This window comes from Thermoleptolyngbya sichuanensis A183, from assembly GCF_013177315.1.
GTDB classification, from domain to species: domain Bacteria; phylum Cyanobacteriota; class Cyanobacteriia; order Elainellales; family Elainellaceae; genus Thermoleptolyngbya; species Thermoleptolyngbya sichuanensis.
Window position 1 is genome coordinate 4,683,996 of sequence record NZ_CP053661.1, and the last position, 26,321, is coordinate 4,710,316.

Sequence of the window (26,321 nt, forward strand, 5' to 3'; positions counted from 1 at the left end):
CGCAAAGCGTCGCACTAGGGCAGCGATTCGGCTCGGCGCTGCCGATGGGCCGCAATTTCCTGCCGCAGGGCCTCCAGTGCCCGCGCATATTGCGGATCAGCCAGCGTACCGATTTGATCCCGGTTTTGGCTGAGGGTTTCCCGCTGTTCGTCGGTCAACTCGACCAGCACGTTGGGTTCGATCCCCTGCTTGTTAATATCGCGCCCGCTTGGAGTCAGATATTTGGCAACCGTCACCGCCAGCCCAGAGCCATCGCCCAGCCCCCGCACCGACTGCACCAGCCCCTTGCCAAACGTCTGCGTTCCCACCAGCACCGCGCGACCATTGTCTTGCAGCGCACCCGACAAAATCTCGCTGGCGCTAGCCGAACCGCCATCCACCAGCACCACGAGCGGCTTATCTGTCAGAGCGCTGCCGTTGGCCCGCTCCTGTTCTGCAATGCCCTGGCGGTCTACGGTGGACACGATCACACCTTCATTTAGCCACATGCGGGCAATGTCGATGCTGGCATAGAGCAGCCCGCCTGGATTGGAGCGCAGATCCAGCACGTAGCCCGTTGCCTGCTGCCGCTCTAGATCTTGAATTGCCTCTTTCATTTCTTCTGAGGCGTTGGCGCTGAACTGGTTGAGGCGGATATAGCCGACCTTGCCCAGCGAGGAGTCTTGCAGAGAGTACCTAACTGGATGTAGCTCGATCCGGGCCCGTTGCAGCTTGAACTCTAGCTCCTGATCGCCCCGACGAATGGTAAGCGTAACCTCAGTGCCGACCGGGCCACGAATCAGAGACACCGCCTGGTTCACATCCATGCCCTCAGTCGTCTGATCGTTGATTTTGGTAATGACATCTCTAGCCAGAATGCCAGCTTGAGACGCAGGCGTGTCTTCAATCGGCGCAACAACCACCAGTTCCTTGGTTTCTTCGTCTTGGGAAAGCTGGATGCCGACCCCCGTCAGTTCGCCCGACGTATCCACCTGCATATCCCGAAACTCCGCCGGGTTCATAAATCGCGTGTAGGGATCACCCAATAGCTCCAGCATTTCGCGGATAGCGGTGTAGGCTTCTTCGCGGCTTGTGTAGTTTCGCCCTAAATACTCCTGTCGGACGGACTGCCAATCCACCTGATTAAACGTGGCATCGACGTAGGTGCGATTGATCAGTTGCCAAACCTCGTCAACTAGCTCCTTCGGGCTTTCCTGGAAGAACGCTTGGCCTTTGGACAGGTGCATCCCCGCCCCGGTAACGGTCATTGCTGCGACAGCAAATGCCGTGCTGCCCAAAACGAGTCCGCGTTTTGTAATATCCATAGCGATAGGAGGAGAAGGTCACGACGAGGGTACGCCCAATCTAGCACAGGCATCTTGAGTCGGGCTGCTTAATCATTACAGAAGCACAGAAGCATTGGCAACAGAAGCATTAACGAGAAAATCCCTGTGTCAAAGTTCGCGTGTCAAAGTTCGCGTGTCAAAGTTCGCCCAATCAGAGTGAGGAACTGAGCAACACCGACGTTGGCTGGGATGTCCAGGGTGGAACGAGGGCGATCGCTCTCTAGACCCTACGGCTCAACCCAGCGTCCATCTGCCTTGATCAAGTTAATTAACTCCTGCACACCCTGATCTTCCGGAACGCGCTTAATTTCTTCACGTCCCCGATACAGCGAAATGTAGCCTGCCTGCTTGCCCACATAGCCATAGTCGGCATCAGCCATTTCGCCCAGTCCGTTGACGATGCACCCCATCACGGCGATATTCAACCCAGTCAAGTGGTTTGTAGCAGCGCGAACCTTGGCCAGCACCTCTTCCAGGTTGAACAAGGTGCGTCCACAAGACGGGCAGGCAACATACTCCACCATCGTCCGCCGCAGCCCCAGCGCCTGCAAGATGCCGTAGCAAACCGGAATCTCCTTCTCCGGGGCTTCCGTTAGCGAGACGCGGATTGTGTCGCCGATGCCCTCGGCCAGCAGCGTGCCGATGCCTGCGGTGGACTTGATGCGGCCGTATTCGCCGTCCCCGGCTTCCGTCACGCCTAGGTGCAGCGGATAGTCCATGCCTAGCTCGTCCATGCGCTTTACCATCAGGCGGTTGGCAGCAATCATCACGGGTACGCGAGAGGCTTTCAGCGATAGTTCAATGTTGTAGAAATCCAGCGATTCGCAAATGCGGATGAACTCTAGCGCCGACTCGACCATGCCTTCGGGCGTGTCGCCGTAGGTGAATAGCATCCGCTCTGCCAAAGAGCCGTGATTCACGCCAATCCGCATGGACTTGTTTTGGTCGCGCAGCTTGACAACCAGTGGCTCTAGGGTTTCGCGTATCTTTTCGCCAATTTCAGTAAATTCGGCGCTGGTGTATTCCGTGCGATCGCTCTTGGGCTTTTCAAACACATACAGCCCCGGATTGATCCGCACGTTGTCCACATAGTTTGCCACTTCTAGGGCAATTTTCATGCCGTTGTGATGCACATCGGCCACCAGTGGCACGGGCTTGTAGGACTTGTAGAGGCGATCGCGGATTTCCTCCATCGCCTTGGCGTGGGCCATGCTGGGCACGGTCACCCGCACAATTTCGCAGCCAATCTCGTGCAGCCGCCGAATTGCCGCAACGGAACCCTCAATATCCAGCGTGTCTTCGTTAATCATCGACTGCACCGCCACGGGATAGTCGCCGCCGATGGTGATGTCGCCCACCGGAACCGGGCGCGTTTTGCGACGCACAATGCCTACGTTGGCATCGGCAGGGGCAGACGGAGCAGTGGGCGCGTTGACAGGATTAGGAAGCGTTTGCATACCCTTGGGCCTGAGTAGAGATGGGCGATGAAATACGAGATGGGCGATAGAGTATCCGAAGAGCCAAAGCTGCGGCTACGAAACAGCATGAGAGCCACTTGGAGCGTTACTAATAGCCACTCAGAGCGTTACTAAATAATGCTCTACAACAAGGCTCTACGTTCCAGAGTGCCATAAACGGGGCACGTTTGGCGGTTATGGACAGGTTATGGAGGTCAGGGATTTGGTGTCAGGGGATGATCGGGGTCGAACCTAAAGCCTGACCCCCGATCCCTAGCGTCTAGTCAATCTGAATTGATGTGGGGCGGTTGGCGCTACTGCTGGCGCTGGGGGTTCCGGTTTTGCGGAAGTCGGCGTAGAGGCGATCGCGCCATTCAAAAAACGGCGCAAACGTGCCCACATCGGCGATGCCCGGAACGCCTTTGCCCTTGAGCGGTTGGGGAATATCCAGGTAGTCGCCATCGGGAAACTTGACGTACATCGTCAGCCCCGCCACAGCAAAATCTGCCAGGGTGGGATGGTCGGTGATCAGGTAGGGCTGATCGAGCAAGATAAAGCAGAGCGCCGCCAGATCCCGCTTCATGGATGCTTCGGCTGCTTTGATGGCATCCGGGGTCAGTCCCACGCCCAGTTCCAGCACGCTGAATAGCTCATTGGGCATAGAGCTAACGACTGTTTTTAGAAAATCAGGAATCGTATTCGGGAGAAACGACTGGCGGAAGCTCTGGTCTTTGCCCAGTGCGCCAATCATGCATTTGCGGGCATTTAGCCCAATGGATTCGTCGGCCCACTGCTCCATTAACAAACACAGCCCGCGCTGTTTGGGATCGGTGGGAATAATCGGGCGATCGGGATAGGTCTTTTCCAGATACTCGGCAATTTCGGTGGAGTCGGCAATAACTGTGGAGCCGTCTTTCAGCACGGGCACTTGGCGCTGGCCGGACATCCGAAACAGGTCAAGCTGGCCGACACCAGGGGTCACTTCCACCTTGCGATAGGGCAAGCCCTTGTAGTCCAAAATTAGCCGAATCTTTTCGCAGTAGTGGGATAGCTCAAATTGATAAAGCTCTAGCATGGCCTGCGTCCTCGGTGAGTAGGGCGGAGAAATGGTTGATTGTGTGAATGGGGTGCGGCAGGGAACTGGGTTGTCGAGTGGTTCAGATTGCCCCTAGTCACCATACCCTGAGTCTGTCGGCTCTACAAAGCAAGTAGGCTGCAAATCATCGGCAAATAATCGGCCATCTTGCAAATGAGCGTCCCTGAAGGATTCGCGTATGATGGCTAGTGTCTCCTGCAAATTTTCTCTGCAAATTTCTTTGCTGTATGACTGGAACCGCGATTGGTAGCTACGCGCCCGACTTTGAACTGCCCGGTGTAGATGGCGAGGTGCATCATCTCGCTCGGTATCTTGAATCCCATCGGGCGGTTTGCGTGGTTTTTATGTGCAACCACTGCCCCTATGTGCGGCTGTATATTGATCGCCTCAAGCAAATTCAGGACGACTTTCAGGGGCAGGGCGTGACGTTGATCGGCATCAATCCCAACGACGACACGCGCTATCCTGACGATAGTTTCGACAAGATGAAGTCCTTTGCCATCGAGCAGGCGATCAACTTTCCCTACCTGCGCGACGTGACGCAAGAGGTGGCGGAAGCCTTTGGCGCAGAGCGCACACCGGAGATTTACCTGCTGGATAGCGAAGGGATTCTTCGGTATAACGGGGCGATCGACGATAGCCCGCAGAATCCCGACGGGGTGCAGAAGGCCTATTTGAGGGAGGCGATCGCCAGCATTCTCTCCGGCACTGCGATCGCCGACACCCACACGCACACCATCGGTTGCTCTGTAAAATGGCGACAGCCGACAGAAGGATAGCGAGAACGTCCCGTGTCGGCCGTGGCCGATCGTTTGCCTTAGCCAATCATTATTTAGCCGAGCATTATTAGGAAATTAGGAACCGCGCTACAGCAATGCCTGAATATTAGCCTCCAGATCTTCTGGTTTGGTGGTGGGCGGGTAGCGCTTCACGACGTTGCCCTGGCGATCGACCAGGAATTTGGTGAAATTCCACTTAATCGCCTCCGTGCCAAAGATACCGGGGGCAGATTTCGTCAGGTATTGAAACAGAGGATGGGCGTTGCTGCCGTTCACGTCTACTTTTTGGAATAGCGGGAACGACACCCCAAACCGGGTTTCGCAAAATGCCTGGATTTGATCTGCTGTCCCCGGTTCCTGCTGTCCAAACTGATTGCACGGGAAGCCCAGTACCACCAGGCCCTGATCGGCGTATTTGCTGTAGAGGGACTGAAGCCCCTGATATTGGGGCGTAAAGCCGCACTGGCTGGCCGTGTTCACAATCAACAGCACCTTGTCTTTGAACGCATCGAGCGATACGGGCTTGCCGTCGATGCTGGTGGCTGAAAAGTCGTAGATAGAGGCAGAAGCGGCAGTCATAGTATTAACCCAGGATTAATCTGAAGACTCTGAAACATTACTTAACAATTTTAGCGAAATCCCTGGGGTCGAATGCAGGGTTTGCGGCCTTCGCGATACCCTTTTGCGATGCCCTTTTGCGATGCCCTTTTGCGATGTTCTTTTGCGATGCCCATCTGTCTGCTAGAGCCAGTGGCAAACCGGCCGCTTGGCGCTGACGGATTTTTCCGGTCTACTGCTATCTTGGGTTGGAAACAATTTTAAAGTTCTAGAGAATTGTCACGACCTATGGGGAATACGTATCGGCGGGTTTTGCTAAAGCTCAGCGGCGAGGCACTGATGGGCGATCTCTCCTATGGGATTGACCCGGCAGTGGTAGATGCGATTTGTGCAGAGATTAAAGATGTGGTGAATACGGGCGTAGAAGTTGCGGTTGTGGTGGGCGGCGGCAATATTTTTCGCGGCATCAAGGGCGCAGCGGCTGGGATGGATCGGGCAACGGCGGATTACATCGGCATGATTGCCACCGTGATGAACGCGATGACACTGCAAGACTCGCTGGAGCGAAAGGGCGTGCAAACTCGCGTGCTGACGGCGATCGAGATGCAGGAAGTGGCAGAGCCGTATATTCGTCGCCGCGCCATTCGCCATTTGGAAAAGGGGCGAGTGGTAATTTTTGGTGCGGGGTCTGGTAATCCTTTCTTTACGACGGACACGACGGCGGCGCTGCGGGCAGCAGAAATTAGCGCAGAGGTCGTGTTCAAGGCGACAAAAGTAGATGGCATTTACGACGCTGACCCGAAGGTGAATCCCGATGCCCGCAGGTTCCAAACGCTGACCTACAGCTATGCGCTGGAAAAAGACCTGCGGGTGATGGATGGAACGGCGATCGCCCTGTGCAAAGATAACAATATCCCTATCATGGTGTTTAACCTGGCGGTTGAAGGCAACATTCGCCGCGCCTTGATGGGTGAACCCATTGGCACACTTGTTGGAGGCTCTTGTGGAATTAGCTGAAATTGAAGGCAATATGCAGAAGACCATTGAGGCCACTCAGCGGTCGTTTAACACCATCCGCACAGGACGGGCAAATGCGAGCATTCTCGACAAGGTGCAGGTGGAATACTACGGTACGCCTACACCGCTGAAGTCTCTGGCCAACATCAGCACGCCCGATGCCAGCACCATCTTGATCCAGCCCTATGACCGGAACACGCTGAACCTGATCGAAAAGGCGATTCAGATGTCTGATGTGGGGCTAACGCCGAATAACGATGGTTCCGTGGTGCGGCTGAATATTCCGCCCCTGACGAGCGATCGCCGCAAAGAATTGGTAAAAATCGCCGCCAAATACGCCGAAGAAGGCAAAGTTGCCCTCCGCAACATCCGCCGCGATGCTGTAGACAGCGTTCGCAAGCAAGAAAAAGACGGCGACCTGCCCAAAGACACTGCGCTGGATTTGCAAGACAGCATCCAAAAGCTGACCGATAAGTACGTGGCCAAAATCGACGCGCTGCTCAAAGAAAAGGAAACCGATATCACGACGGTCTAGCGTTAGATTTACGCTAGATTTGCGTCAAATTTGCCTCCGGCTTGCATCAGGGTTCTGAGCGGTGCATCGAGGTTGGGTCGAGCTTTTGGCATCGCGCTCAGCCGTGATCTAGGTTTGATCTGCGTTTGATCCTTTAGTTTGTGACCCGCGTTCAGGAGTGACCTGTTCATGTATGACTGCATCATCGTGGGCGCTGGGCCTGCGGGCGCAAGTGCTGCCTATCACCTGGCAAAGCGCGATCGCTCGGTGCTGCTTTTAGAAAAGGAATCCCTGCCCCGCTACAAACCCTGCGGCGGCGGCGTATCGCCCCAAGTGGCCGAATGGTTTGATTTTGACTTTGGCCCGGCGATCTCGCTCAAGGTCAACACCCTCCGCTACACCTGGAACATGGACGATCCGGTGGTGGCTCAGCTTGAAAACCTAGAGCCGATTTGGATGGTGCGGCGCGACGTGTTCGACCATTTCCTGGTCAAAAAAGCGCAAGAACAGGGCGCAATGCTCAAAGACCGTACCGCCGTATCGGGTATTGAATGGCGAGGCAACGGCTGGCGGGTCAACACCGCCCAGGGCCCGTTTCTAGGAACCTATCTAATCGCCGCTGACGGAGCAAAGGGCTTCATGGCAAAGTGGCTGGGATTTGGCGATCGCAAGCGGAAGTTGGGCGGTGCGCTGGAGGCGGAGGCCCGTCAGCCCATTGCCGATGCCCAGACCATCCACTTCGAGTTTGGCATGGTCAAAAACGGCTATATCTGGAACTTTCCCAAGGCAGACGGCTATTCCATTGGCATTGGCACCTTTCGCGGTGGCGAAGCGCAAGACTTCAAGCGCATCCTAACGGAATATTCCAAGCTGTTTAACGTCGATTTTGCAACCACCGAGCAGCACGGGCATCCCCTATGCCTGTGGGATGGCGACCAGACCTTGCATACTCAAAATGCGCTGCTGGCCGGCGAAGCCGCCTGCGTGGTTGATCCCATGACAGCCGAAGGGATTCGCCCTTCGATCTTTACGGGCGTGAAGGCGGCGGAGGCAATTCATGCAGCGCTGAGCGGCGACTTGGACGCGCTCGAAGGATATACCCACACCATTCAGCAAGAGTGGGGCCAGGAAATGATCTGGGCAAAACGGCTGGCCAATGCTTTCTACGCGGCTCCCAGCCTGGGCTATCGGCTGGGGATCAAGCGTCCCTCTGCCACGGAGCGGATGGGGCAAATTCTCTGCGGCAAGCTAGGCTATCGCGATGTGGCCAACCGCGCTATTCAACGCCTCAGTGCCGGGTTGATCCCAGGAATGTAGAGCCGACTCGACGGGCAGAATTCTCCACTGCAAAATTCTCCACTGAGAAATTCTCAATCTCAACTAGAGTTTGCTCAGCCGTGCCCTGCTAGCGAGACGGAATTTTGACCGTAAAGCTCGTCCAGCCGTCGGCGCTGTCGGCGCTGATCGTGCCGCTCAGTTGCTCCACCAGCTTTTGCACCAGCGCCAGCCCCAGCCCGGTGCCGCCGTGCTTGTAGCGATCGACTTGCAAGACGCGATAGAACTTTTCAAAGATATGGGGCAGGTCGGCATTGGGAATTTCGGCCTGATTCTGGAGTCGGAAGATGGTGTAGGCTGTGAACCCATTCTCCTCGGTGGGCGGCTGGAGCGATACGTCTAGCGCAATGCTCAGCCCCTTGGGCGTATACTTGCAGGCGTTGTTCAGTAGCTCTGCCAGAATGCGCCGCAGGATGGTCGGGTCGGTCACCAGCGGCGGCAAATCTTCAGCGCAGGAGACTTCGAGGGTTTGCTGGGAGTTGGCGATGCGGGTGCGGAAAGGTTCCACCAGGGCGGGCAGCCAGTTGGGCAGGTCGATGCGCTCGACGGTGATGGGAAAGACGGATTCTTCTAGTCGCTGCAAGTCCAGCAGGTCGTTGATGAGTTCTTCCTCTCGCGCCAGTTCGCTTTCCAGGATGCTGAGATACTGTTTTTGCTTTTCTTCGCTGGGGGCGGTTTTCAGCATATGGATCGCCATTTTGACGTTGGCGATGGGGGTGCGTAGCTCATGGGAGACGGTGCTGAGGAACTGATCTTTGAGCTGGTTGAGCCGCTCCAGTTCCGTGACCTGGGCCTGGGCTGCCTGATAGAGCCGGGCCTGGCGAATGGCGATCGCACACTGGTTGGCCACCTGCTGCACCATGCGAATCTCGAACTCGTTAAACACGTACTCTTTGCGGTGAATCAGCCAGAGGTCGCCTAGCACGGCCTGCTCCATACCCTCGGACGAGTTGGCATCGACAAAAATGGGGCAGGCCAGCATGGACACCCGTCCCCGCTGGGGGTTGGGATAGAGCGAGCAAAACTGGAAATACAGCCCCTGCTTGAGCTGGTGGTAGATATCCGGCGAGTCGTCCATCTGGGCCACACGGCCGTAGAAGGTGGGAATCGAGTGGGTATATTCGTAGCGGATGGTGGACGTGCCTTCCTCTAGGTCGTACAGCGCCGAGTTGCAGCCCGCCAGCCCCAGCACCAGCGTTAGCTCCTGCACAGCCGCCTGCAAGATCTGGCTTTCGTCGAGGCTGTCGCGCACCTTGTCGGTAATGCGCTTGAGCATGGATTCGTATTTCAGCACGCGCTCCATCTGCTCGGCGCGGCGCACGATTTGCTGCTCTAGGTCGGCATTCAACTGCTGCGCCTGTTGATAGAGGCGCGACTGTTGGAGGGCGATCGCCACCTGTTCGCTGAGATAGCGCAGCAAATCCACCTCGTGGGGCTGCCAGTGGCGGATACCAGAACATTGATGCACCGACAGTAGCCCCAAAAGCTGGTCATCCCGCAGGATCGGCGCGACCAACACCGCCCGCGTCTGCTGTTGCCGGAAGAGTTCTAGCAGTTCCGGCGAATAGTCGCCTGTTTCGATGTCATCCACAATCCGGTAGTGGCCCTGGCGAAAGTAGGCAATTCGCTGTTCGGCGATCGCCTGACTAACCCGCTCTCCCAGCAGCGATGGCCACGGGGCAACCACCGACTCTGCCACAATCACCGACCCGGCATCATCTTCAAAGCTGTGAATCACCACCCGGTCTGCCTGGAGCGCTTGCTGCACCTCGATCACCGTGCTGTTCAAAATTTCGCCCGGATCAAGCGACTGACGAATTCGCTGGGTGATGCTGGCAACCGAGTGCGATTGGGCTGACTGCTGCTGAATTTGCTCAACCTGATGATCGTAGCTATCTAGCACTCGCGATAAATTGGCACGAATCTGCAACAGCGCATCGGTCAGTCCCGCATCCTGAGAGGTGGCTGGCGCAGGAGACTGAGCAGATGACCTGGTGGATTTATCGGAGCTAGATCCGGTACGAGGAGATTTGGGATTAGAAGATCGGTCGCCAGCAGACTTCGCATTGGATGAATCATGGGATGGATCACGGGAGGGGCGATCGTCCCGATCCTCCTGCCGATCCTCCCCCTCAATAACGCGCTCTAGCGACAGTCGCGACAGCAATTGCTCAACCTGATCCAGCGCCGCCTCCAACTCTGTGTATCCTTGGGGATGCTTGTTGGCTGGGCGTGCTGAAACCGAAGGCTGCGAATTCTGAGGCAAATTCCCTTGACTCACTACACGGACTCTCCTCAGCACATAACATCGTTGCAGCCGATCGTCCAGCGAAGCAAATATGCCCAAAATCTGGAAACCCTACCGTAGTACCCAACACTCATCAGACTTCGGTAATTACGCAGGTGAGTTGACACGGGAGCACCGCGATCCCAAATCGAGCAGTGTTCAGATGGCTTGCGTGGCAAAGTGCCTGTGAATCTCAAGCTAGCATCCCTCAGATAGGGCGCTCCCAGACAGTTTCGTAATGCTCGATACAGAGTTTTCATCGGAACCCCGAAGCCGACACTCAGTTTGCCAAGAACACACGAATATCATGGTCTGGGTTAGCATCCACAAGAATAGCAGTTTTTTTGGAGGGACGCTTTTAGGGAATTGGGGTGCAGGAATAAGGCTGGGAATAAGGCTCAATCAACCCCGGCACTCCGTTACCTTGCTGCTCCTATCACCTGTGTCACCGCTGTCAACTGTGTCACCGCTGTCACCTGTGTCACCGCTGTCAACTGTGTCACCGCTGTCACCTCACCCCGTCACTCCGTTATCTCCGTTATCTTATGTATACCCCGTTCCTCTACGATCGCACTCGTCCTGTCGGCAGCTTTTGGGAAACTACAGTAGACCCGGTGGAAGGGGTGGCGCTGGCGGGCGATCGCACTTGCGACGTGGCGATTATCGGCGGCGGCATCACGGGACTCTCGGCGGCGCTGCACCTGGCGCGGGCGGGCGTGGAGGCGTGCGTGCTGGAGGCGGGAATACCAGCCTGGGGCGCGTCGGGGCGGAATGGCGGCTTTTGCTGTGTTGGGGCAACCTGGCTCGACCCGGAAGCCCTGCTGAACCAGTTTGGGCACGAGGAAGTGGGGCGATTTTTTCGGCAGCAGCGCGAGGGCACAGAGCTAGTGTGCCAGATTGCCCAGGAGGAAGGCATTGACCTAGACGCGCAGGGGGACGGCGAGATCGAAGTGGCCCATCGCCCCAACCGATGGCGATCGCTCGAAGCGGCCTACGAATTTTTTAGCGACATTGCGGGCTATCCCTGCCAGCTCTGGTCGCCCAAGGAACTGACCGAACGGGCCTACCATAGCCCCGAAGCACATGGGGCGCTGCATGTCGGCGTGGGCTTTGGGCTGAACCCGATGAAATATAGCCGGGGACTGGCGATCGCCCTCCAGCGGCAACCCGTTGCAGTCTACGCCCATAGCCCCGTTCAGCGCTGGGAAACAGACGGGCGTGGACATCGGCTGCACACGCCAGGGGGAACCCTGCGGGCCCAGCGAGTTATTATCGCGACCAACGGCTACACCGAAGACCCCCTCCACCCGGCCATGTCTGGCCGCCTGCTGCCCGTCGTTTCCAATATCATTACCACGCGCCCCCTCACCGCCGCCGAACTCGCTGCTCAGGGCTGGAAAACCGAAACCCCCATCTACGACACGCGCAATCTGCTGTTTTACTTTCGCCTGCTGAAAGATGGGCGCTTTCTGTTGGGGACGCGGGGCGGCACACGGGGCACCCCGCAAGAAGCCGACCGCTATCGTCAGTGGATGGGGCGACGGCTGGGCACGATGTTTCCCGCCTGGCGCGACGTGGAAATTTCCCACTACTGGAGCGGGCTGCTCTGCGGCTCTAGGGCGCTCGTGCCCCATGTCGGGCAGCTTGCCGATGATCCCACGCTCTTCTATGCGCTGGCCTATCACGGCAACGGCGTGGCCACCGCCACCTGGAGCGGCCGGGCGATCGCCCATCTGCTAATCGGCAAGATTTCAGAAACCGATCTGGCAACCCCCTTCCGCCAGCCTCTCCGCCGCTTCCCGCTGCCCTACCTGCGCCCGTGGTATCTGCGGGGGATGTTTAGTCTATATAGCTTGCAGGATGCCTGGTAAGCGGGCGGGAAATGCTGGTAAGCGGGCAGGAGATATTGGAGTAAAGCGACCCTATCTTTGCATTATTCGCACTACTCTAGTATTTGCACTATTCCATCGCAGCACAGGTCAGCGGCGAGCCGCCAGGATTGGTCGCAGCGCGAGCAGCCTGGGCAACGCGAAAGTCGAGATTCGTCAGCCCGCCTGCGTCGTGGGTGGTGAGTCGCAGCGTGACGCGGTTGTAGGCAATCGTCAGGTCGGGGTGATGGGCGGCGGCTTCGGCGGGTTCCACTAGGCGATTCACAAAGGCGATCGCCTCCACAAAGTTCCCAAATGAGTAAGTGCAGGAAATTTCCTGTCCTGCCAGGGCCCAGTCAGATAGATCCTGCATTTGTCGGGCTATCTCATCACTGCTGAGCAAGACTGGGAGGGCGATCGCCCCCCGCGCTCCGGTTGCCATTGCCAGCACCAGTCCCAGCCCAGCGCCCAGTATCCAATTGCGCCGGGGTGCGAGATTTCTATGCATACGAAACTCCATTTTGATGGACTTGTTTAATGGGCTTAGAGGGACTCATCTGACTGCCTCAAAACTGCCTCAAACTTGTTCTCCTAGTATCACAACCTCTGGGCGATCGCCGCGGCCCAAGGGATCGAACCGTGTTTCTTAAAAAAGCTTTACGCAGAAATTAAACAGTTCCGTAAGCTGGTACTTTTGTGGTTAAATTTTGCAGTCTTGTTTTCTAGACTGCTGCAAGCTTCGCAGCAAATATTTAAGGTTGAAACATATTGGCGCACCCAGAGGTCATCACCAATGGGCGCTTTGCTGTTTTCTTGGCTTTGCTGTTCTGATTGCTGCTTTTGATCGCGGTCGATTCAGCTTGGATCGGGCGTGATCTTGTTTCGGGTGCGCTGGAATGTCGTTTCGGCTCGCATATCCGTCTGGCAGCGTTCCAATATGAATGGTTATGAAATGCTTTTCAGCGTTTTGCAATTTCAGCGCCTTGCGTGCAGAACGCATTCTTAAAAGCATTCCTGAACGCATTCTGTAACTGTTCTGTACCTGTGGTGTGACGTAGCGTACTCTCCTATGATTCAACCAAACTCATTCCCTAACAACCCTCTTGATCCTCAAGATTTTAATCTCCAAACATTTGCCAAGCCAGTTCCCCGAATAGATGTACAAAACCTGACGCAGAGGCTGTTTCGGCAGCAGCATCTTGTACCTGGAAAGCCCGTTGTGGTTTCCTGCGGGCTGGTGGCATGAGGTGTCTAGCCTCGGAACCGATGCCGTCTGTTCGGTAAACCGATTTTGGAACGTGTTGCCGTTGTCGCGGGCGCTGACGAACTGGAGTAAGTGGCGTGTTCACTTGGGATTTGTGATGGCGATGCCTCATCTGCTGGGCAATCTGGCAGGGGCGATCGCCAGCACAGATCGCGAGCAGGCCTTTCGTAAAATCATGCAGCGGATGTGAGGAGAGAGGATGAAGTGAGAGGGGTGGGGTGATAATGGAGCAACTGTGCCATCCACACTCCATCCCTTTTTTAGGCTCCCCATACTCAAATCCCCACCCCCGTTATTGTGACTGCGATCGCCCCTGTCAAAACTGCTCCCCCGCGCCGCACCCGCCGTCCGGTCGGGCTATATGCCTCGCTGCTGCCGCCGCTGGTATGGACGACGCTGCTCTATTTTGTCCCTTTGGCGCTGCTGATTTCCTACAGCGTGTGGCGGCTGGAGGCGTTTGATATTGTCAAAGAGTTCAGCCTGGTCAATTTCAAAACGATTTTTACGAATGCCGCCTATCGCACGGTGATTTTGCGAACCGTGGGCACGGCGCTGGGAGTGACGCTGATTGATATCGTGCTGGCGCTGCCGCTTGGCTATTTTATTGCGCGGTTTGGCGGCAAGTGGCGATCGCTCCTGACGATCCTCGTCATCCTGCCGCTGTGGTCAAGCTATCTGGTGCGGGTGTTTGCCTGGAAAATCATTCTGGGCTACAACGGCGTGTTGAATACGGCGCTGCTGTCGCTGGGCATTCTTCAGGAACCTAGCACGGTGTTCCTCTACAACCAGTTTTCGACCATGCTCACGTTTGTTCACGTCTGGCTACCGTTCATGATCTTGCCCATCATCACCGCCTTCGAGCGATTGCCCCAAGACTTGCTGGAAGCCTCCGCCGATCTGAACGCACCGCCGCTCACAACTTTTCGCCGAGTCATTCTGCCCCTGGTGAGACCGGGCGTATTTGCGGGTTCTATCAGCGTGTTTGCGCTGACGATGGGCGACTATATCACGCCGAGTCTGGTAGGCAGCCCCAGCGGCATCATGTTGGGTAACGTCATCTCATCCCAGTTTGGTGTGTCCTACAACTGGCCGCTGGGCGCAGCGTTTTCGCTAGTGGTGATGCTGATTGTATTTGGTGGACTGGCGATCGCCCTCCGCCAGGGAGCCTTGGAAGCCTAAGGTTTGAAGCCCAAGCCTGGAAGCCTGAGGGTTGAAGCTGGGTGGAATAAATGCGATTTTGGATTTTAGTTGGTGTCCCGATTGATTCGCAGTTCCCTTCGGAGAATGGAGACAAGTCATAAAGCAAGCCATAAAACAAGTCATAAAACAAGTCATAAAAAAGGGATGAAAGCATCGCTCTCACCCCCCGCAATCTCTAGGAGACATCAAATCTAGAAACGAAACATAAAACAAAGCACAGACACTGAGCCAATCTGCCCTAGTTCAGCGGTTGGCGATCGCCCGCAGGCGGCAAGCCACGTTCCGACGCAGGCGGCAGGTAGCTATCGTCAAACACTTCGCCAATCGGGGGTGGAGTCACTTCAAACACGCCAGCCACCTGCTTGATCGTCTGCTCAAAGCGAGCCGGATCGATGCCGCCCAGACCGTTCGCCTCAGTCTCCGGAGTGACCCACAGCCGCTCTAGGGCAATCTTTAGGCGCTGCTTTTCTGACACTTCCTCCATCAGGGAATCGCCCGCCTTCATCACCGATGCCAGCCCCGCAGCCGGGTCTTTGATCACGTCCTGCATTCCTCGGAAATAGGCCCGCAAGAAGCCCCGCACCACGTCGGGATTCTGCTCCAAGAAAGACTTCTTGACCACAATGGCATTGCCATAGAGATCCAGCCCAAAGTCGTTGTAGTAGAACATTGTCAAGTCAGACTCTTGCTTGCCTGCCTTGGCAAGCGCAGGCAAGATGCTGGTCGAAAACCCGCTGACGGCATCGACATCGCCCTTAACCAGAAACGTTTCCCGTAGTTTTGGCTCCATCGTAATCCATTCCACCGAGTCGGCAGGAATGCCCACCTGTTCTGCAAACACAGGCCAAAGCTTGCGCGGCGCGTCTCCGGCAGGTGCGCCCAGTTTCTTGCCCTGGAGGGCTTTGGGATCAGCAATGCCGTTGGTGGACAACGTGGCGATCGCAAACGGAGAGCGGTTGTAAGGCACGGCCACCGCCACCACCGGATCATTCGGATTCTTCGCGTTGAACTCGATCATCGAGTACATATCGCCAAAGCCGATCTCCACCGTCCCCGCTGCAACATCAGTGATGGTCTTCGCAGAGCCATAACCCCGCTCAATCACCACGTTCAGCCCTTCCTCTGCAAAGTAACCCTTCTCGCTGGCCAGCGTGATCGGCGCATTGTCTCCTTGCAGGAGCCAAGAGGGGTTGACCTTGATCGTCCGCAGTTCGTTCGGAGCCGTCGGGGAAGAAGCCGCCGTCGTCCCTGGCAATGCCTCTGGAGCAGTCGCCTCTGGGGTAGGCGTTTGGCAACTGCTCAGCAGCATGGGGGAAGCAACCAGAGCAATGGAGAGAAATCGAGCCAGCCAATTAAGTTTCATAGTGCGCTTTGAGAGTTGATCTGCACCAAGCAATGCTTCAAGTTGTTTACTACAGGGTGTCCCTAGCAACGCTGAACCTACCTCAACAACTGAGCTTGCGCTGTCGAGAATCCTGCATCAGTCCTGAAAAGTTAAGCGCATTGCCTGCACAGATTGCCTGCACAGATTCAGTTCAGCTCAACAAATCATTTAAGCGATAGCAGGCGAAACAGCGCAAAATCAATACTCAGCAAACCTAATGAGGACACTGCTGGAAGGGCGCAGGTGAGCAGTGCCCTTGGCTTAGTTTGGTTCAGCGTAAGGTGTACTGTATACACATCCGAAGCGGCGAAACGTGACCCAGGCTACAATTTGCGATCGCCAACTTTTGAAAATTCATTAAGAACCTTGTCAAAACTGGCAAAACTACCGTCTTAAAAACTCTTTGCCTTAATTCCCAGGTTTTGTGTCAAGAACTACAGAATCCCTTCCTGCTTAGCTGCCCAAATGGAGGGCATCTTGAATGCGTCAAGGGTTTTCTCATCATGGTTCAATCCGAAACAATCGACAGCGCTGCAAAAACCGACAAGCCTGTCATTCTGGAGTTCGATCGCATTGGTCTGCAATACCAAGTCGATGGCAATCCGCGACGCATTATCGACGAGATTTCGCTGAACATTGCCGAGGGCGAGTTTGTGTCGTTTGTCGGGCCGAGCGGCTGCGGCAAAACATCGATTCTGCGGATGGTGTCGGGTCTATCGCCCGCGCCCCTGGGAGAAATCCGATTTCGCGGAAAAAAGATTACCCAACCGCTGAAAAACGTTGGCATTGCCTTTCAAAACCCGGTGCTAATGCCCTGGCGCAATACGCTGGCAAACGTGATGCTGCCGCTGGAGGTAGTGGAGCCGTATAAGCAAGAAATTCGCAATCCCAGCCGCAAGGCAATCCACGCTCGCGCTGCGGAAGAGCTGCTGGCTACGGTGGGGCTGAAGGACTTTGCGAAGCAGTATCCCTGGCAGTTGTCGGGTGGAATGCGCCAGCGGGCTTCGCTATGTCGGGCGCTGATTCACAAACCTGAAATTTTGCTGCTCGATGAGCCGTTTGGGGCGCTGGATGCCTTCACTCGTGAAGAGATGTGGGTGATGCTGCAAGAGCTATGGATGCACAATCGCTGCACCTGCATTTTGATTACCCACGACCTGCGAGAAGCGGTGTTTTTGTCTGACACGGTGTATGTCATGGGGCCGCGACCTAGCTCGATTATTTACAAAGTGGACGTATCGCTGCCGCGCCCCACTACGCCAGACATGATGCTATCGGACGACTTTAACCACATTGTGGCCGACCTGCGTCGCCACATTCATCGCAACTAGCGCAGCATCATTTTTTCTATTCTCATTTTTCTATTCTGCTTTATATTCCGCTTTGCCTCCGCAATCCCTGCTTTTACCATTCTTCTGGTTATCATGACTACGTTCGATCGCCTTGAAAAATTCTCTCGTACCAAATCTGCCAGCATTATATTTCCAGCGGTGGCAACCGTGCTGCTGTTTGTGTTTTGGGAGCTGATGGTGCGGTTGTTCAATATTCCCAGCTACAATCTGCCAGCCCCGTCTGCAATTTTGCAATCGGCGATCGCCCGCAGTTCGGCTTTGTGGGAGAATTCTATGCAAACGCTGTTCACGACCTTGGCAGGGTTTCTGCTGGCGATTCTGGCGGGTGTGATTCTCGGTTTCATGATTGGCTATTCGCGGCTGGCATACATTGTGCTGTACCCGCTGCTGGTTGGGTTCAATACCATTCCTAAGGTGGCGCTTGTTCCGCTATTTGCGCTGTGGTTTGGAATTGGCACGATTCCGGCCATCCTCACAGCGTTCCTGCTGGCATTCTTCCCAATTGCGGTCAACGTGGCGCTGGGGCTGGATACGGTGGAACCAGAGATGAAGGACGTGATGCGATCGCTCGGCGCATCTCAGCTCGAGATTTTTCAGAAAATCGGCTTTCCCCACGTCATGCCCTATGTCTTTGCATCGCTGAAGGTGGCAATTTCGCTGGCGTTTGTGGGGGCAGTGATTTCGGAAACTGTCGCTTCCAACAAGGGCATTGGCTACCTCATTGTCACCGCCAGTTCCAACTTTGACGTACCACTGGGGTTTGCGGGTCTGATGGTGCTGGCAATTATGGGGACTGCGCTCTACGGATTCTTCGCGGCGGCTGAAAAATACCTAATCTACTGGGCCCGTTAGATCGGTGCTGCTCGACCACCTGCCGAAAATGGGTCACGGTGTCCGTCGTCTCCCAGGGAACAGCGCCCTGCGGCCCAAACCAGCGCTCAAGCGACTGTGTCGCTGTCGTTTCTCCCGTCAGCACGCCTTGCATAAAGCGAATCAGGCTTTGATTCACCTGGGCACGAAACGGCAGATCCTGTTTGGGTAACAGACAACCATACACCTCGCGGCTAAAAGGCTGGGGAGGAATGACTTCATAAGCGTCGGGATCGGGGAGCGATCGCCGCAATCCCTCCAGCAAGATGCCGTCGCTGGCCAGCGCGTCAATCCGTCCCTGTTGTAGCAAAGACAGCCCCTCAGCGCGATCGCCCACGGACACAATTCGCGCCAGCGGCAGCCGCCTGCGAATTAGCTCTGCGTTAGTTGTGCCCGATACGCCGCCAACTCGTAACCGATTGCCCGAAAGCCCCTGCCCCCGCGCCAGCAAAAACTGCGTCCCTGTCACGAAATAGCCGACCGAAAAATCCACCATCGACTCGCGGCTGAGGGTAATGCTGCTTGTGCCACAGGCTACGTCCAATGCGCCCTGGCTAACCTGGGCAAACTGCTCTGCTGCCGTCGTAGGCACCAGTTCTAGCTGAATCCTCTGCCCCAAGCTGCGAGACAAATCCGCCTGCATTCGCCGCAGCAGGTCAACCGAATATCCCATCGGTTCGCCCGACTCATCCAGCGTGCCAAACGGTGCAGCATCCGTACGAACCCCCGCCCTCAGCACGCCCGTCCGCTGAATTTTCTCCAGACGCGCCTCTGCCCAAGCGGGAGCCAGCATCCCCAGCCACAGCAGCAGCCCCAAGCTCGCCAATCTACCCCGCCTCGCAGTCCTGCGTTTGTTTCGAGACATCCGCCTCTCCTAACTCCAATCCTCAACCTTACTCCAATCCTCAACCTTTCGCCAGCTTCAAAATTTTCTGGGCAACCGCCTCGTCTACCGGCATCACCGATAGGCGATTGCCCTGGCGCACCACCAGCAGTTCCTCTGACGAAAAGGTTTGCCGCAGTTGTTCCAGCGTCACTATCTGAGGAAACTGCTCCACAAACTCGACCTGCACCGTGCGCCAGCGGGGATTGTCCTGCGGCGACTTGGCATCGTAATACTTGCTCTTGGGGTCAAACTGCGTCGGGTCTACGATATCCGGCTGCGACACCTGCATCAGCCCCACAATTCCCGGCGGCGTGGCGTTGGAGTGATAGAAAAACGCGCGATCGCCCACCTCCATTGATCGCAAGAAATTTCGCGCCTGATAGTTTCGCACGCCATCCCAAATCGTCTGGCGATCGCGCTCCAGGTCTTCAATGCTATACACATCTGGTTCCGATTTCATCAGCCAATAGCGCATCAGTGGTTCGAGGTCAGGGGTTACGGGTTAGGGGTTAGGGGAATGCAAAGCAGGGAAAAAGCGTATTCCCGCAATGCTTTGACCCTTCATGACTGCAACGCTCCCCCACGGCAACGCTCCCCGACAGCAACGCTCCCTCACGGCAACGCCCCCTCTACCCCAGTCTCCGGCAGCGGCCGCACGATGGTTCCATTGGGGGGTGCTTCAGGATTCGCGTCAACAGTGCCATCGGCAGGAGTCCCATCCACCGGAGCCTCTGCAAAGATGGCATCGAGGGCCTGCTGGAGCGTTTCCGCCATAACGATGCGGTTTCCATAGGCCACGATGACCCTTGTGAGGGTGGGCAGACGGTTTTGATCTGCCTGGAGGTACAGCGGCTCGACATAGAGCAACGAGTCCTCCACGGGGATCACTAGCAGATTACCCTGGATCGCCCGCGAACCCTGCCGATTCCACAGCGAAATCTGCTGAGAAATCAGCGGATCTTGGTTAATGCGGGCTTCGATTTGCTCTGGGCCAAAGATCAGCCGCTGCTTGGGGAAGCGATAGAGCAGCACTTTGCCATAATTTTCACCATCGGAGCGAGCCGCCAGCCAGCCAATCAGGTTTGTGCGCTGGGACGGCGTGAAGAGGCGCAGCAGAACAAATTCTTCCGCATCGGCGATGGGCAGCTTGGTAATCAGGTAATAGGGCGCAACAATTTGCGACTCGTTAGCGTAAATTTCATTCGGTTCGCGCCATTCGTCTTCGCGGTTGTAGAAGATTTGCGGATCAGTCATGTGGTAAGTCATGAGCTGGTTCGACTGCACCTGATAGTAGTCCTGCGGATAGCGAATGTGATTGCGGAGAGCCGGGGGCATGGAGTCGAACGGGCGGAACATCTGAGGCAGCAGACGGCTCCAGGACTGGATGATCGGGTCGCTGGGGTCGGCAATATAGAAGGTGACGCTGCCGTTGTAGGCATCGACGACAATCTTGACGGAGTTGCGAATGTAGTTGAAATCGTTGTTGCGCGGGTCGGAATAGGGGTAGCGATCGCTCGTCGTGTAGGCATCAATAACCCAGTACAGCGAACTGGGCGGCGAGTCGGTGTTGCTAATCTTTTCATCTAGTTCAACTGCGACCGGGTAGGGGTCACGGTCAAACCGCAGGAAGGGGGCGATCGCCTGCACCCGCTTGACGATATTGCGGCGATAGAGCAACTGCGATTCTCCCGTCAACTGGTCGCTAAACAGCATTCGCCAGTCGTTGAGATGCCGCGCAAACAGCAGTCGCCGCCAATAAGACCCGATGGGGATGCCGCCACTGCCGCTGTAGGTGTTGTAGACGTTTTCGCCGCCGCTGGGATAGTCCAACTCTAGGGCGCGAGTGCGCGTCAGCACGAAGTTATTGGTCAGTTCGCCAAAATAAATGCGGGGATTGTCGGTCGGCAGCAGGGCAGGAATGCGCGGATCGCTTACAACTTGCTCCACGCCTTCGACAAAGTAGCTGGGTAAGCCACCCTCATCGGCGGTGTTCACTGGGCTGACCGTAAAGCCATAGCCGTGGGTGTAAATGAGGTGTTGGTTTACCCAGGTTTGGGCATCGGCGGGCACGCCGCTATAGTCCAGTTCGCGGGCCGCGATCAGGACTTGCCGTAGGCCAATCGTGCCCTGAGTGGTCGGCAGCTGGTAACGGTCGAGGTCGGCATCGGGAAATTCGTAGTAGGGGCGGATGCGCTGAAGCTGGCGGTTCGTCTCCAGCAGCGGGCGCGAGTCCCATAGGCGGATGTTGTCGATGGTGAGGTTGTTAGCTTGCAGATCCTCCCGCGTCAGGTCGGTCTGGGGGTCAAAGATATCGTCCTGAATGACCTGTAGGTTAAACGCATCTCGCGTGAGGGCGATGGTGCGCTGAATGTAAGGCGTTTCCAGCGCCAGTTCGTTGGGCTGCACAACGAAGCTTTGCACTACAAAAGGAATCAGCGTCGTGGCGATCGCCGCAACAGCCAGATGCAGCATCGGCCCCCAAAACAGCGGCGGCACTCGACGCGGCAGCAGCGCCACGGTTTCCTCCGCCCCCAGCCCAGAGCGCAGCGGCAAATCAACCGCAGCCCCCGACCACTGGGCATATTCTGCAATTCGCTCTTCGCGCGATCGCCAGCCCCGGAGCGATAGAGCAGAATCCGCCGAAGCCGATGGGACGCGACCGCGAGACTGCGAAGCGAACGGTGGCAACCCTGGTGTCGCTGCGGTTCGAGAAACAAAGCCCCGATTCGGCAGACTGGCCGCCCCCCGCAGCGGCGCAGCCGACACCGCCGGAACCGCCCGCCAGCGCTGCGAGGCGATCGCCTGCCACAGCAAAATCACCCCCAACACCAGCGCCGCCACTGCTAAGATGCTGTGAATCGGCAGCCGCACATGGACATTGGTAAAGCCAGCCCCGTAGGCCACGCCGCTGGTGGAATACAGCAGCCCGTAGCGATTGAGCCAGTGAGCCAGGGCGATCGCCAGCATCAGCACCCCACCCAGCCCACAGAGATGACGCAACTGCGGCAGCGACCAGCCCAAAAATTTCCCCTCGCTGAGGCTGTCGCCCGCCAGCAAATAGACCAGCACCACCGACAGCAGCCCCAGCAGCGTCAGCCCCATCGCCCAATAGGACAGCAACTCCAGCGCAGGCAACCGAAACACATAAAAGCCAATATCTTGACCAAACAGCGGATCGGCTCGGTCAAAGGGCGTGGGCGAAGCGGCGAGCAGCAGTTTGGCCCAATATTCCGACAGCACCAGCCCAAAGCCCAGACTGGTGAGCAGCGCCCAGCCCCACAGCAGCACTCGCGGATACACCAGCAGCCCCACCGCCAGCCCCAGAATCATCAGCGCCAACCACGGCTGCTGAAAGCTCTGAATCAACAGTTGCCCTAGCACCTCAGCGCGAAATCGCACTGGGACTTGGACGGCAGGGGTATAGACGCTGAGGGCTGGCCGCCAGTGGCTAATCGCCACGCCCGCGTGATAGGCCAGCGCCGCACTCATCAACAGGCTGATGCCCGACACCAGCACCGCCAGTGGACGCAGCCGCAGCCCCCCAAACCGGGGAATCGCAGTCAGGTTCAGGTGTGGGTCAGAATGTCGATGGGCGATCGCCAAATTTCCCCACAGAAACACCAGGCTCAGCCCAAACCCCAGCAGCCCCAGCCCTCCCTGCACACCCAGCCGCAGCCAAAACACCCGCAGATGCTCCACCCGCTGAAACCACAGCCCCTCTGCAACCAGCAGCCGCAGCAAATCGAGCAGCAGCAGACCTCCCACCCCGGCTAGCGGGATGGCATAACGGCGCGGGAGTCGGAGCCAGCAGGGAAGGGGCATAGGAAAGAAGCGGGAGAACCGAGAGAGGCAGCAAGGGATCGGGTGTCAGAAGACTCGACCAGAATCCTGGGGTGGAATCCTAGTCTTGAACTAATCCTCATGCTGCCAGTCGAGGAGTTGTCGCCATTCGCGGACGGCAAAGGGAGGAATCGTCAATTCGAGCGATCGCCCCTCTTCTAACGGTAGCGCCAACCGCAGGGGCATGTCGGTTTGCAAGCGTAACATTGTGTCTCGAAAATCGTACTCGCCAACATTTCCTGCCAAATCATCATTCAGGCGAGACGTGCCAAAGACATCGGGAGCAGTCCACTGTTCACCGCTCCCGGTGGAAATGCTGAGCGGCTGGGCATGGGCCAAGTAGGCCGCCCCTGGATAGCCCACCAGCCGCAGCCGAAAATCCACGACCTGTCCATCGCGCACCCGCTTAAACAGCACCGCCTGCCACGCATGATCCGACTCGTCTCGCAGCGTTTGGAGCGATCGCACCATCACCTGCCCCCCACCCTCCAGATAGGGATGAATCAGGGCAATCGCAGGCAACGCCCACCCCAACCACAGCACTACGCCGCACAACAGAACCAGACCCCAACGCCCCAGCCGTTGAATTTCCATAAGCCAACCTTGCATGATGCTCTGGTTCTTATATAGCAGGGAGCCGGAGATTCCGGGGGGATTGATGCCGCCGTTCATGAATTCTCCCAACAACGGAATCTCGATTTTAGATTTCAGATTTTCGTTCTTCCTTCTTCGCTCTTCGCTCTTCCTTCTTCGTTCTTCCTTCTTCGCTCTTCGCTCTTCCTTCTTCGTTCTTCGCTTTCGCTCTTCGCTCTTCCTTCTTCCCTCTTCCTTCTTCCCTTTTCCACCAACCCCCTCCCCTCCCTCAGCCTTCCAAATACCGTTCCCACATCTGCTCGTAGGCGCGTTCCATGTCGCGGGTAAACTGGCGGGCATTCCACAGCGGCGAGGTCTGGCGCGATCGCCGCAATTTGGCCTGAATCTCTTCGCGCAATTTCGCATCCTTGCCCAGTCGCACGCCCCATTCCACATACTCTTCCGGCGTATGGGCGATGCCTTCGGTAATGCCTGCGTTCATCATCATGCCGTAGCTGTTGCGGCTGGCAAACTGTTTGCCCACCTGCGTCACCATTGGAATGCCCATCCACAGCGTTTCCATCGTGGTCGTTGCGCCGTTGTAGGGGAACGTGTCAAGTACCACATCGGCGATCGCCAGATTGGCCCGGTGGTCTAGCTCTGTCTTGTCGCGGCTGAGGAAACGGAGGCGATCGCCCGCCACACCCTCTTCTTCCGCAATCTGTAAAAACAGCGATCGCACCGACTCCGAATCCCCTGCCCCCTTAATTAAAAAGTAGCTATTGGGAACCTCGCGCAAAATTTGCATCTGCCGCCGCACCGTTTCGGGATGGCGCTTGTAGGCAATCTGAGCGCTCAGGTAAATAACGGCATCGCTGGGAATGCCCAAATCGTCGCGCCGCAGCGTCGGCACACCCACCTCAAAGCCGTCCACCGCCAAATACGTCTGCGGCAAACGCCAGATGGTCTCGGCATAGTATTCGTCGGCATCGTCAGGCACGACGTAGGAATCGGCAATGAAGTAATCCACCGCCGGCAGACCCGACGCATCCATCCCCAGCCACGTCACCTGCACGGGCGCAGGCTTCAGCGCCAGCACGCCCATGTTCAAATCAGACGTAATGCTATCTAAATCAACCAGGATGTCGATTTCATCTTCACGAATAGTCTTGGCAATGCCCAGAATGTCGCCTTCGATGGCGTAAGCGCTGTCGGCTTTGCTGGCAAACCATTCGCGCCCAAAGGCCCCTGGTTCGATTTGCTGATTAAACAAAACGTGTATGTCAAAGCGGTCGTGGTCATGATGATGCAGCAGCCAGCGGCTCAGCCAGCCGACCGAGTGCGCCCGCATACAGCGCGAGATGTATCCTACTCGCAGCTTTTTGCGCTCGACGCTCCGCACCAGCGGCGCTTGCGGATACGGGATGTAAAGATCGCTTTTCTGCTTAACAGATGCCGTGAGATCGTCTTGATAGAGCTTGGCCACTCGATTTTGCAGCGATCGCGTCTCTCTGGGCGAATCGCTAACATACGGGTAAAAGTACATCGACGCAGTTAAGATCGAAGCGTCCAAGAGCTGATCGTCTTTAAACTCGTACTCAGCGAGAAAGGTTTCTGAAAGCGCCGTGATGTCTTGCAGCGTCGCCGTCACCCGTTCCCACTGTCCGCCGCGAATCATCAGCCCCCGCAGCAGCATAGCAGTCCCCATCCAGCGCTGTAGTGTTGTTTGAGTGCCCGCCAAAAACCGCTCCGCAAAGTCGATTCCCTTGTCGTATTGCTCACTGTCCTGGTAATAGGCGCTCAGCCGCAGCAGCGTGGCGGAATGATAGGGGTCAATCTGATGGCATAGTTCCGCATAGGGAATGGCGCGACTGTAGTTGATGATCTTGGAAGAAATGTTGTAGGCTGCCGCCAGCAGCAGATCGATCCAGTCGGCTGGCTGCTCCACTCGTGGAATAAATGCCTGCACCAAGGCAATCACAGCAGTTTCGTAGGGGATGGTTTCCAGCAGTTGCTTGACGAGGGTAGACAAATGCTCCATCTCTGCGGCGGCGGGCTGCTCCGTCCGGAGCCACTCAATTAAGCCCAACTCCTCCAGACTGTTTGCCTGGAACTGCTTTAGCTCTAGCTCAAGTTCCACCAGGTGCAGCGCATTTTGCCAGTCTGCTGGATTGACTTCCCGCAGATGGCGGCGAATCAGCCAGGCCGCTTGCGCCTGTCCTTTGCGCTGCTGGCGCAGGGCCTCGGTGTGCAGGAGGTTTGATAGCTCTGTCGTCCAAGGCTCAAGCTGGTCTGGCGCTGCCTCAGACATCATCATTGTCCAAAGCAGTTGCGCTTCTTCTTCCTGTTTTTGCAACAGCCGCACCAAGCCCAAATGCCAGACTGCCGAGGGAATTGCAGCGTTTTCCTCGATCAGTTGCTCCAGCGCAACGGCGGCTGCATCATAGCGCTCAGCCCGAACCAGGGCGATCGCCTCTTGCAGCCTGGAATCGACAGGGGCGGCGCTATCAGACACAGGCTCGGAACTCAAAGTCAGCTCTGTCATAGGAATCGGGGGGTATCTTGCAAGGGAAAAAGCTGGGGCAGATGCAAACTTGCAGGGATTTAGAGAGCGATCGCAATGCTGACTCTCTGTTCGATTAGGTTACCCAATCCTCCCGCAAAAATCGAAACGCTGGCGCACTCTGACGCACTCTAAAACAAAAGGCTGTCAGGA

At 56.6% G+C, this 26,321-nt stretch carries 21 protein-coding genes; 9 read left to right on the plus strand and 12 right to left on the minus strand.

The annotated features are described in order from the left end of the window. Positions 1–14 precede the first annotated feature (14 nt). From ctpC to HPC62_RS19390, 3 genes are all read right to left on the minus strand, one after another. Positions 15–1,304, minus strand: coding sequence for a carboxyl-terminal processing protease CtpC (ctpC, locus tag HPC62_RS19380; RefSeq protein ID WP_172358123.1), 1,290 nt, complete (start codon positions 1,302–1,304; stop codon positions 15–17). A 248-nt stretch (positions 1,305–1,552) separates the two neighbouring features. Further along, entirely contained in the window at positions 1,553–2,782 is a 1,230-nt protein-coding gene (gene ispG, locus HPC62_RS19385) for a (E)-4-hydroxy-3-methylbut-2-enyl-diphosphate synthase (protein ID WP_216655291.1), read from the minus strand. A 280-nt stretch (positions 2,783–3,062) separates the two neighbouring features. Beyond that, positions 3,063–3,857, minus strand: coding sequence for a glutathione S-transferase family protein (locus HPC62_RS19390; RefSeq protein WP_172358124.1), 795 nt, complete (start codon positions 3,855–3,857; stop codon positions 3,063–3,065). Positions 3,858–4,105: 248 nt separating this feature from the next. Between HPC62_RS19390 and HPC62_RS19395 the strand changes: the two genes are divergently transcribed. Further along, a complete protein-coding gene (locus tag HPC62_RS19395; protein ID WP_172358125.1) occupies positions 4,106–4,657 on the plus strand; it encodes a thioredoxin family protein in 552 nt (183 codons plus the stop codon). 87 nt (positions 4,658–4,744) lie between these two features. On the opposite strand, the gene HPC62_RS19400 is transcribed toward HPC62_RS19395, so the two are convergent. Further along, a complete protein-coding gene (locus HPC62_RS19400; RefSeq protein WP_172358126.1) occupies positions 4,745–5,236 on the minus strand; it encodes a glutathione peroxidase in 492 nt (163 codons plus the stop codon). A gap of 267 nt (positions 5,237–5,503) precedes the next feature. Between HPC62_RS19400 and pyrH the strand changes: the two genes are divergently transcribed. The 3 genes from pyrH (at position 5,504) to HPC62_RS19415 (ending at position 8,063) form a co-directional block, all read left to right on the plus strand. Then, positions 5,504–6,232 (plus strand): UMP kinase, encoded by a 729-nt coding sequence (gene pyrH / locus HPC62_RS19405; protein WP_172359061.1) that lies wholly within the window; start codon positions 5,504–5,506, stop codon positions 6,230–6,232. Then, positions 6,219–6,767: a ribosome recycling factor gene (gene frr / locus HPC62_RS19410; RefSeq protein WP_172358127.1), complete on the plus strand. Its 549-nt coding sequence runs from the start codon at positions 6,219–6,221 to the stop codon at positions 6,765–6,767. Before pyrH ends, frr begins: the two co-directional genes overlap by 14 nt. Positions 6,768–6,935: 168 nt before the next feature. Further along, positions 6,936–8,063, plus strand: a complete 1,128-nt coding sequence (locus tag HPC62_RS19415) for a geranylgeranyl reductase family protein (RefSeq protein WP_172358128.1) — start codon at positions 6,936–6,938, stop codon at positions 8,061–8,063. An 88-nt stretch (positions 8,064–8,151) separates the two neighbouring features. Here HPC62_RS19415 and HPC62_RS19420 read toward each other — a convergent pair whose 3' ends face one another. Further along, positions 8,152–10,362, minus strand: a complete 2,211-nt coding sequence (locus tag HPC62_RS19420) for a sensor histidine kinase (RefSeq protein WP_172358129.1) — start codon at positions 10,360–10,362, stop codon at positions 8,152–8,154. A gap of 551 nt (positions 10,363–10,913) precedes the next feature. On the opposite strand from HPC62_RS19420, the gene HPC62_RS19425 reads away from it, so the two are divergent. Then, positions 10,914–12,239 carry an NAD(P)/FAD-dependent oxidoreductase gene (locus tag HPC62_RS19425; protein WP_205369930.1) on the plus strand — a complete coding sequence of 442 codons (1,326 nt, stop codon included), beginning with the start codon at positions 10,914–10,916 and terminating at the stop codon, positions 12,237–12,239. Positions 12,240–12,327: 88 nt separating this feature from the next. On the opposite strand, the gene HPC62_RS19430 is transcribed toward HPC62_RS19425, so the two are convergent. Next, positions 12,328–12,678 (minus strand): 4a-hydroxytetrahydrobiopterin dehydratase, encoded by a 351-nt coding sequence (locus tag HPC62_RS19430; protein ID WP_172359063.1) that lies wholly within the window; start codon positions 12,676–12,678, stop codon positions 12,328–12,330. A 757-nt stretch (positions 12,679–13,435) separates the two neighbouring features. Here HPC62_RS19430 and HPC62_RS19435 point away from each other — a divergent pair. Both HPC62_RS19435 and HPC62_RS19440 read left to right on the plus strand, forming a co-directional pair. Beyond that, positions 13,436–13,690 carry a hypothetical protein gene (locus tag HPC62_RS19435; RefSeq protein WP_172358130.1) on the plus strand — a complete coding sequence of 85 codons (255 nt, stop codon included), beginning with the start codon at positions 13,436–13,438 and terminating at the stop codon, positions 13,688–13,690. Positions 13,691–13,797: 107 nt separating this feature from the next. Continuing rightward, positions 13,798–14,679: an ABC transporter permease gene (locus tag HPC62_RS19440; RefSeq protein WP_205369932.1), complete on the plus strand. Its 882-nt coding sequence runs from the start codon at positions 13,798–13,800 to the stop codon at positions 14,677–14,679. 259 nt (positions 14,680–14,938) lie between these two features. Here HPC62_RS19440 and HPC62_RS19445 read toward each other — a convergent pair whose 3' ends face one another. Further along, a complete protein-coding gene (locus HPC62_RS19445) occupies positions 14,939–16,063 on the minus strand; it encodes an ABC transporter substrate-binding protein (protein ID WP_225906665.1) in 1,125 nt (374 codons plus the stop codon). 524 nt (positions 16,064–16,587) lie between these two features. Here HPC62_RS19445 and HPC62_RS19450 point away from each other — a divergent pair. Next, positions 16,588–17,415, plus strand: coding sequence for an ABC transporter ATP-binding protein (locus tag HPC62_RS19450; RefSeq protein ID WP_172358131.1), 828 nt, complete (start codon positions 16,588–16,590; stop codon positions 17,413–17,415). 93 nt (positions 17,416–17,508) lie between these two features. Continuing rightward, positions 17,509–18,288: an ABC transporter permease gene (locus tag HPC62_RS19455; RefSeq protein WP_172358132.1), complete on the plus strand. Its 780-nt coding sequence runs from the start codon at positions 17,509–17,511 to the stop codon at positions 18,286–18,288. On the opposite strand, the gene HPC62_RS19460 is transcribed toward HPC62_RS19455, so the two are convergent. The 5 genes from HPC62_RS19460 to HPC62_RS19480 form a co-directional block, all read right to left on the minus strand. After that, the gene (locus HPC62_RS19460; protein WP_172358133.1) at positions 18,221–19,132 is read right to left on the minus strand and encodes an amino acid ABC transporter substrate-binding protein; all 912 of its coding nucleotides are present in this window, start codon (positions 19,130–19,132) and stop codon (positions 18,221–18,223) included. The two genes, HPC62_RS19455 and HPC62_RS19460, sit on opposite strands and share 68 nt — an antisense overlap. Positions 19,133–19,211: 79 nt before the next feature. Then, positions 19,212–19,667, minus strand: coding sequence for an EVE domain-containing protein (locus HPC62_RS19465; RefSeq protein WP_172358134.1), 456 nt, complete (start codon positions 19,665–19,667; stop codon positions 19,212–19,214). A 137-nt stretch (positions 19,668–19,804) separates the two neighbouring features. Next, positions 19,805–23,014, minus strand: coding sequence for a UPF0182 family protein (locus HPC62_RS19470; protein WP_216655292.1), 3,210 nt, complete (start codon positions 23,012–23,014; stop codon positions 19,805–19,807). Positions 23,015–23,104: 90 nt separating this feature from the next. After that, a complete protein-coding gene (locus HPC62_RS19475; protein WP_172358135.1) occupies positions 23,105–23,641 on the minus strand; it encodes a DUF3122 domain-containing protein in 537 nt (178 codons plus the stop codon). A 253-nt stretch (positions 23,642–23,894) separates the two neighbouring features. After that, the gene (locus HPC62_RS19480) at positions 23,895–26,150 is read right to left on the minus strand and encodes an O-linked N-acetylglucosamine transferase, SPINDLY family protein (RefSeq protein ID WP_172358136.1); all 2,256 of its coding nucleotides are present in this window, start codon (positions 26,148–26,150) and stop codon (positions 23,895–23,897) included. Positions 26,151–26,321 lie beyond the last annotated feature (171 nt).

Excerpts from the sequence above, each read along its gene's own strand:
- ctpC (WP_172358123.1), bottom strand. The coding sequence starts at position 1,304 with ATGGATATTACAAAACGCGGACTCGTTTTGGGCAGCACGGCATTTGCT.
- ispG (WP_216655291.1), bottom strand. The coding sequence starts at position 2,782 with ATGCAAACGCTTCCTAATCCTGTCAACGCGCCCACTGCTCCGTCTGCC.
- HPC62_RS19390 (WP_172358124.1), bottom strand. The coding sequence starts at position 3,857 with ATGCTAGAGCTTTATCAATTTGAGCTATCCCACTACTGCGAAAAGATT.
- HPC62_RS19395 (WP_172358125.1), top strand. The coding sequence starts at position 4,106 with ATGACTGGAACCGCGATTGGTAGCTACGCGCCCGACTTTGAACTGCCC.
- HPC62_RS19400 (WP_172358126.1), bottom strand. The coding sequence starts at position 5,236 with ATGACTGCCGCTTCTGCCTCTATCTACGACTTTTCAGCCACCAGCATC.
- pyrH (WP_172359061.1), top strand. The coding sequence starts at position 5,504 with ATGGGGAATACGTATCGGCGGGTTTTGCTAAAGCTCAGCGGCGAGGCA.
- HPC62_RS19415 (WP_172358128.1), top strand. The coding sequence starts at position 6,936 with ATGTATGACTGCATCATCGTGGGCGCTGGGCCTGCGGGCGCAAGTGCT.
- HPC62_RS19425 (WP_205369930.1), top strand. The coding sequence starts at position 10,914 with ATGTATACCCCGTTCCTCTACGATCGCACTCGTCCTGTCGGCAGCTTT.
- HPC62_RS19430 (WP_172359063.1), bottom strand. The coding sequence starts at position 12,678 with ATGGCAACCGGAGCGCGGGGGGCGATCGCCCTCCCAGTCTTGCTCAGC.
- HPC62_RS19445 (WP_225906665.1), bottom strand. The coding sequence starts at position 16,063 with ATGAAACTTAATTGGCTGGCTCGATTTCTCTCCATTGCTCTGGTTGCT.
- HPC62_RS19450 (WP_172358131.1), top strand. The coding sequence starts at position 16,588 with ATGGTTCAATCCGAAACAATCGACAGCGCTGCAAAAACCGACAAGCCT.
- HPC62_RS19455 (WP_172358132.1), top strand. The coding sequence starts at position 17,509 with ATGACTACGTTCGATCGCCTTGAAAAATTCTCTCGTACCAAATCTGCC.
- HPC62_RS19465 (WP_172358134.1), bottom strand. The coding sequence starts at position 19,667 with ATGCGCTATTGGCTGATGAAATCGGAACCAGATGTGTATAGCATTGAA.
- HPC62_RS19470 (WP_216655292.1), bottom strand. The coding sequence starts at position 23,014 with ATGCCCCTTCCCTGCTGGCTCCGACTCCCGCGCCGTTATGCCATCCCG.
- HPC62_RS19475 (WP_172358135.1), bottom strand. The coding sequence starts at position 23,641 with ATGCAAGGTTGGCTTATGGAAATTCAACGGCTGGGGCGTTGGGGTCTG.
- HPC62_RS19480 (WP_172358136.1), bottom strand. The coding sequence starts at position 26,150 with ATGACAGAGCTGACTTTGAGTTCCGAGCCTGTGTCTGATAGCGCCGCC.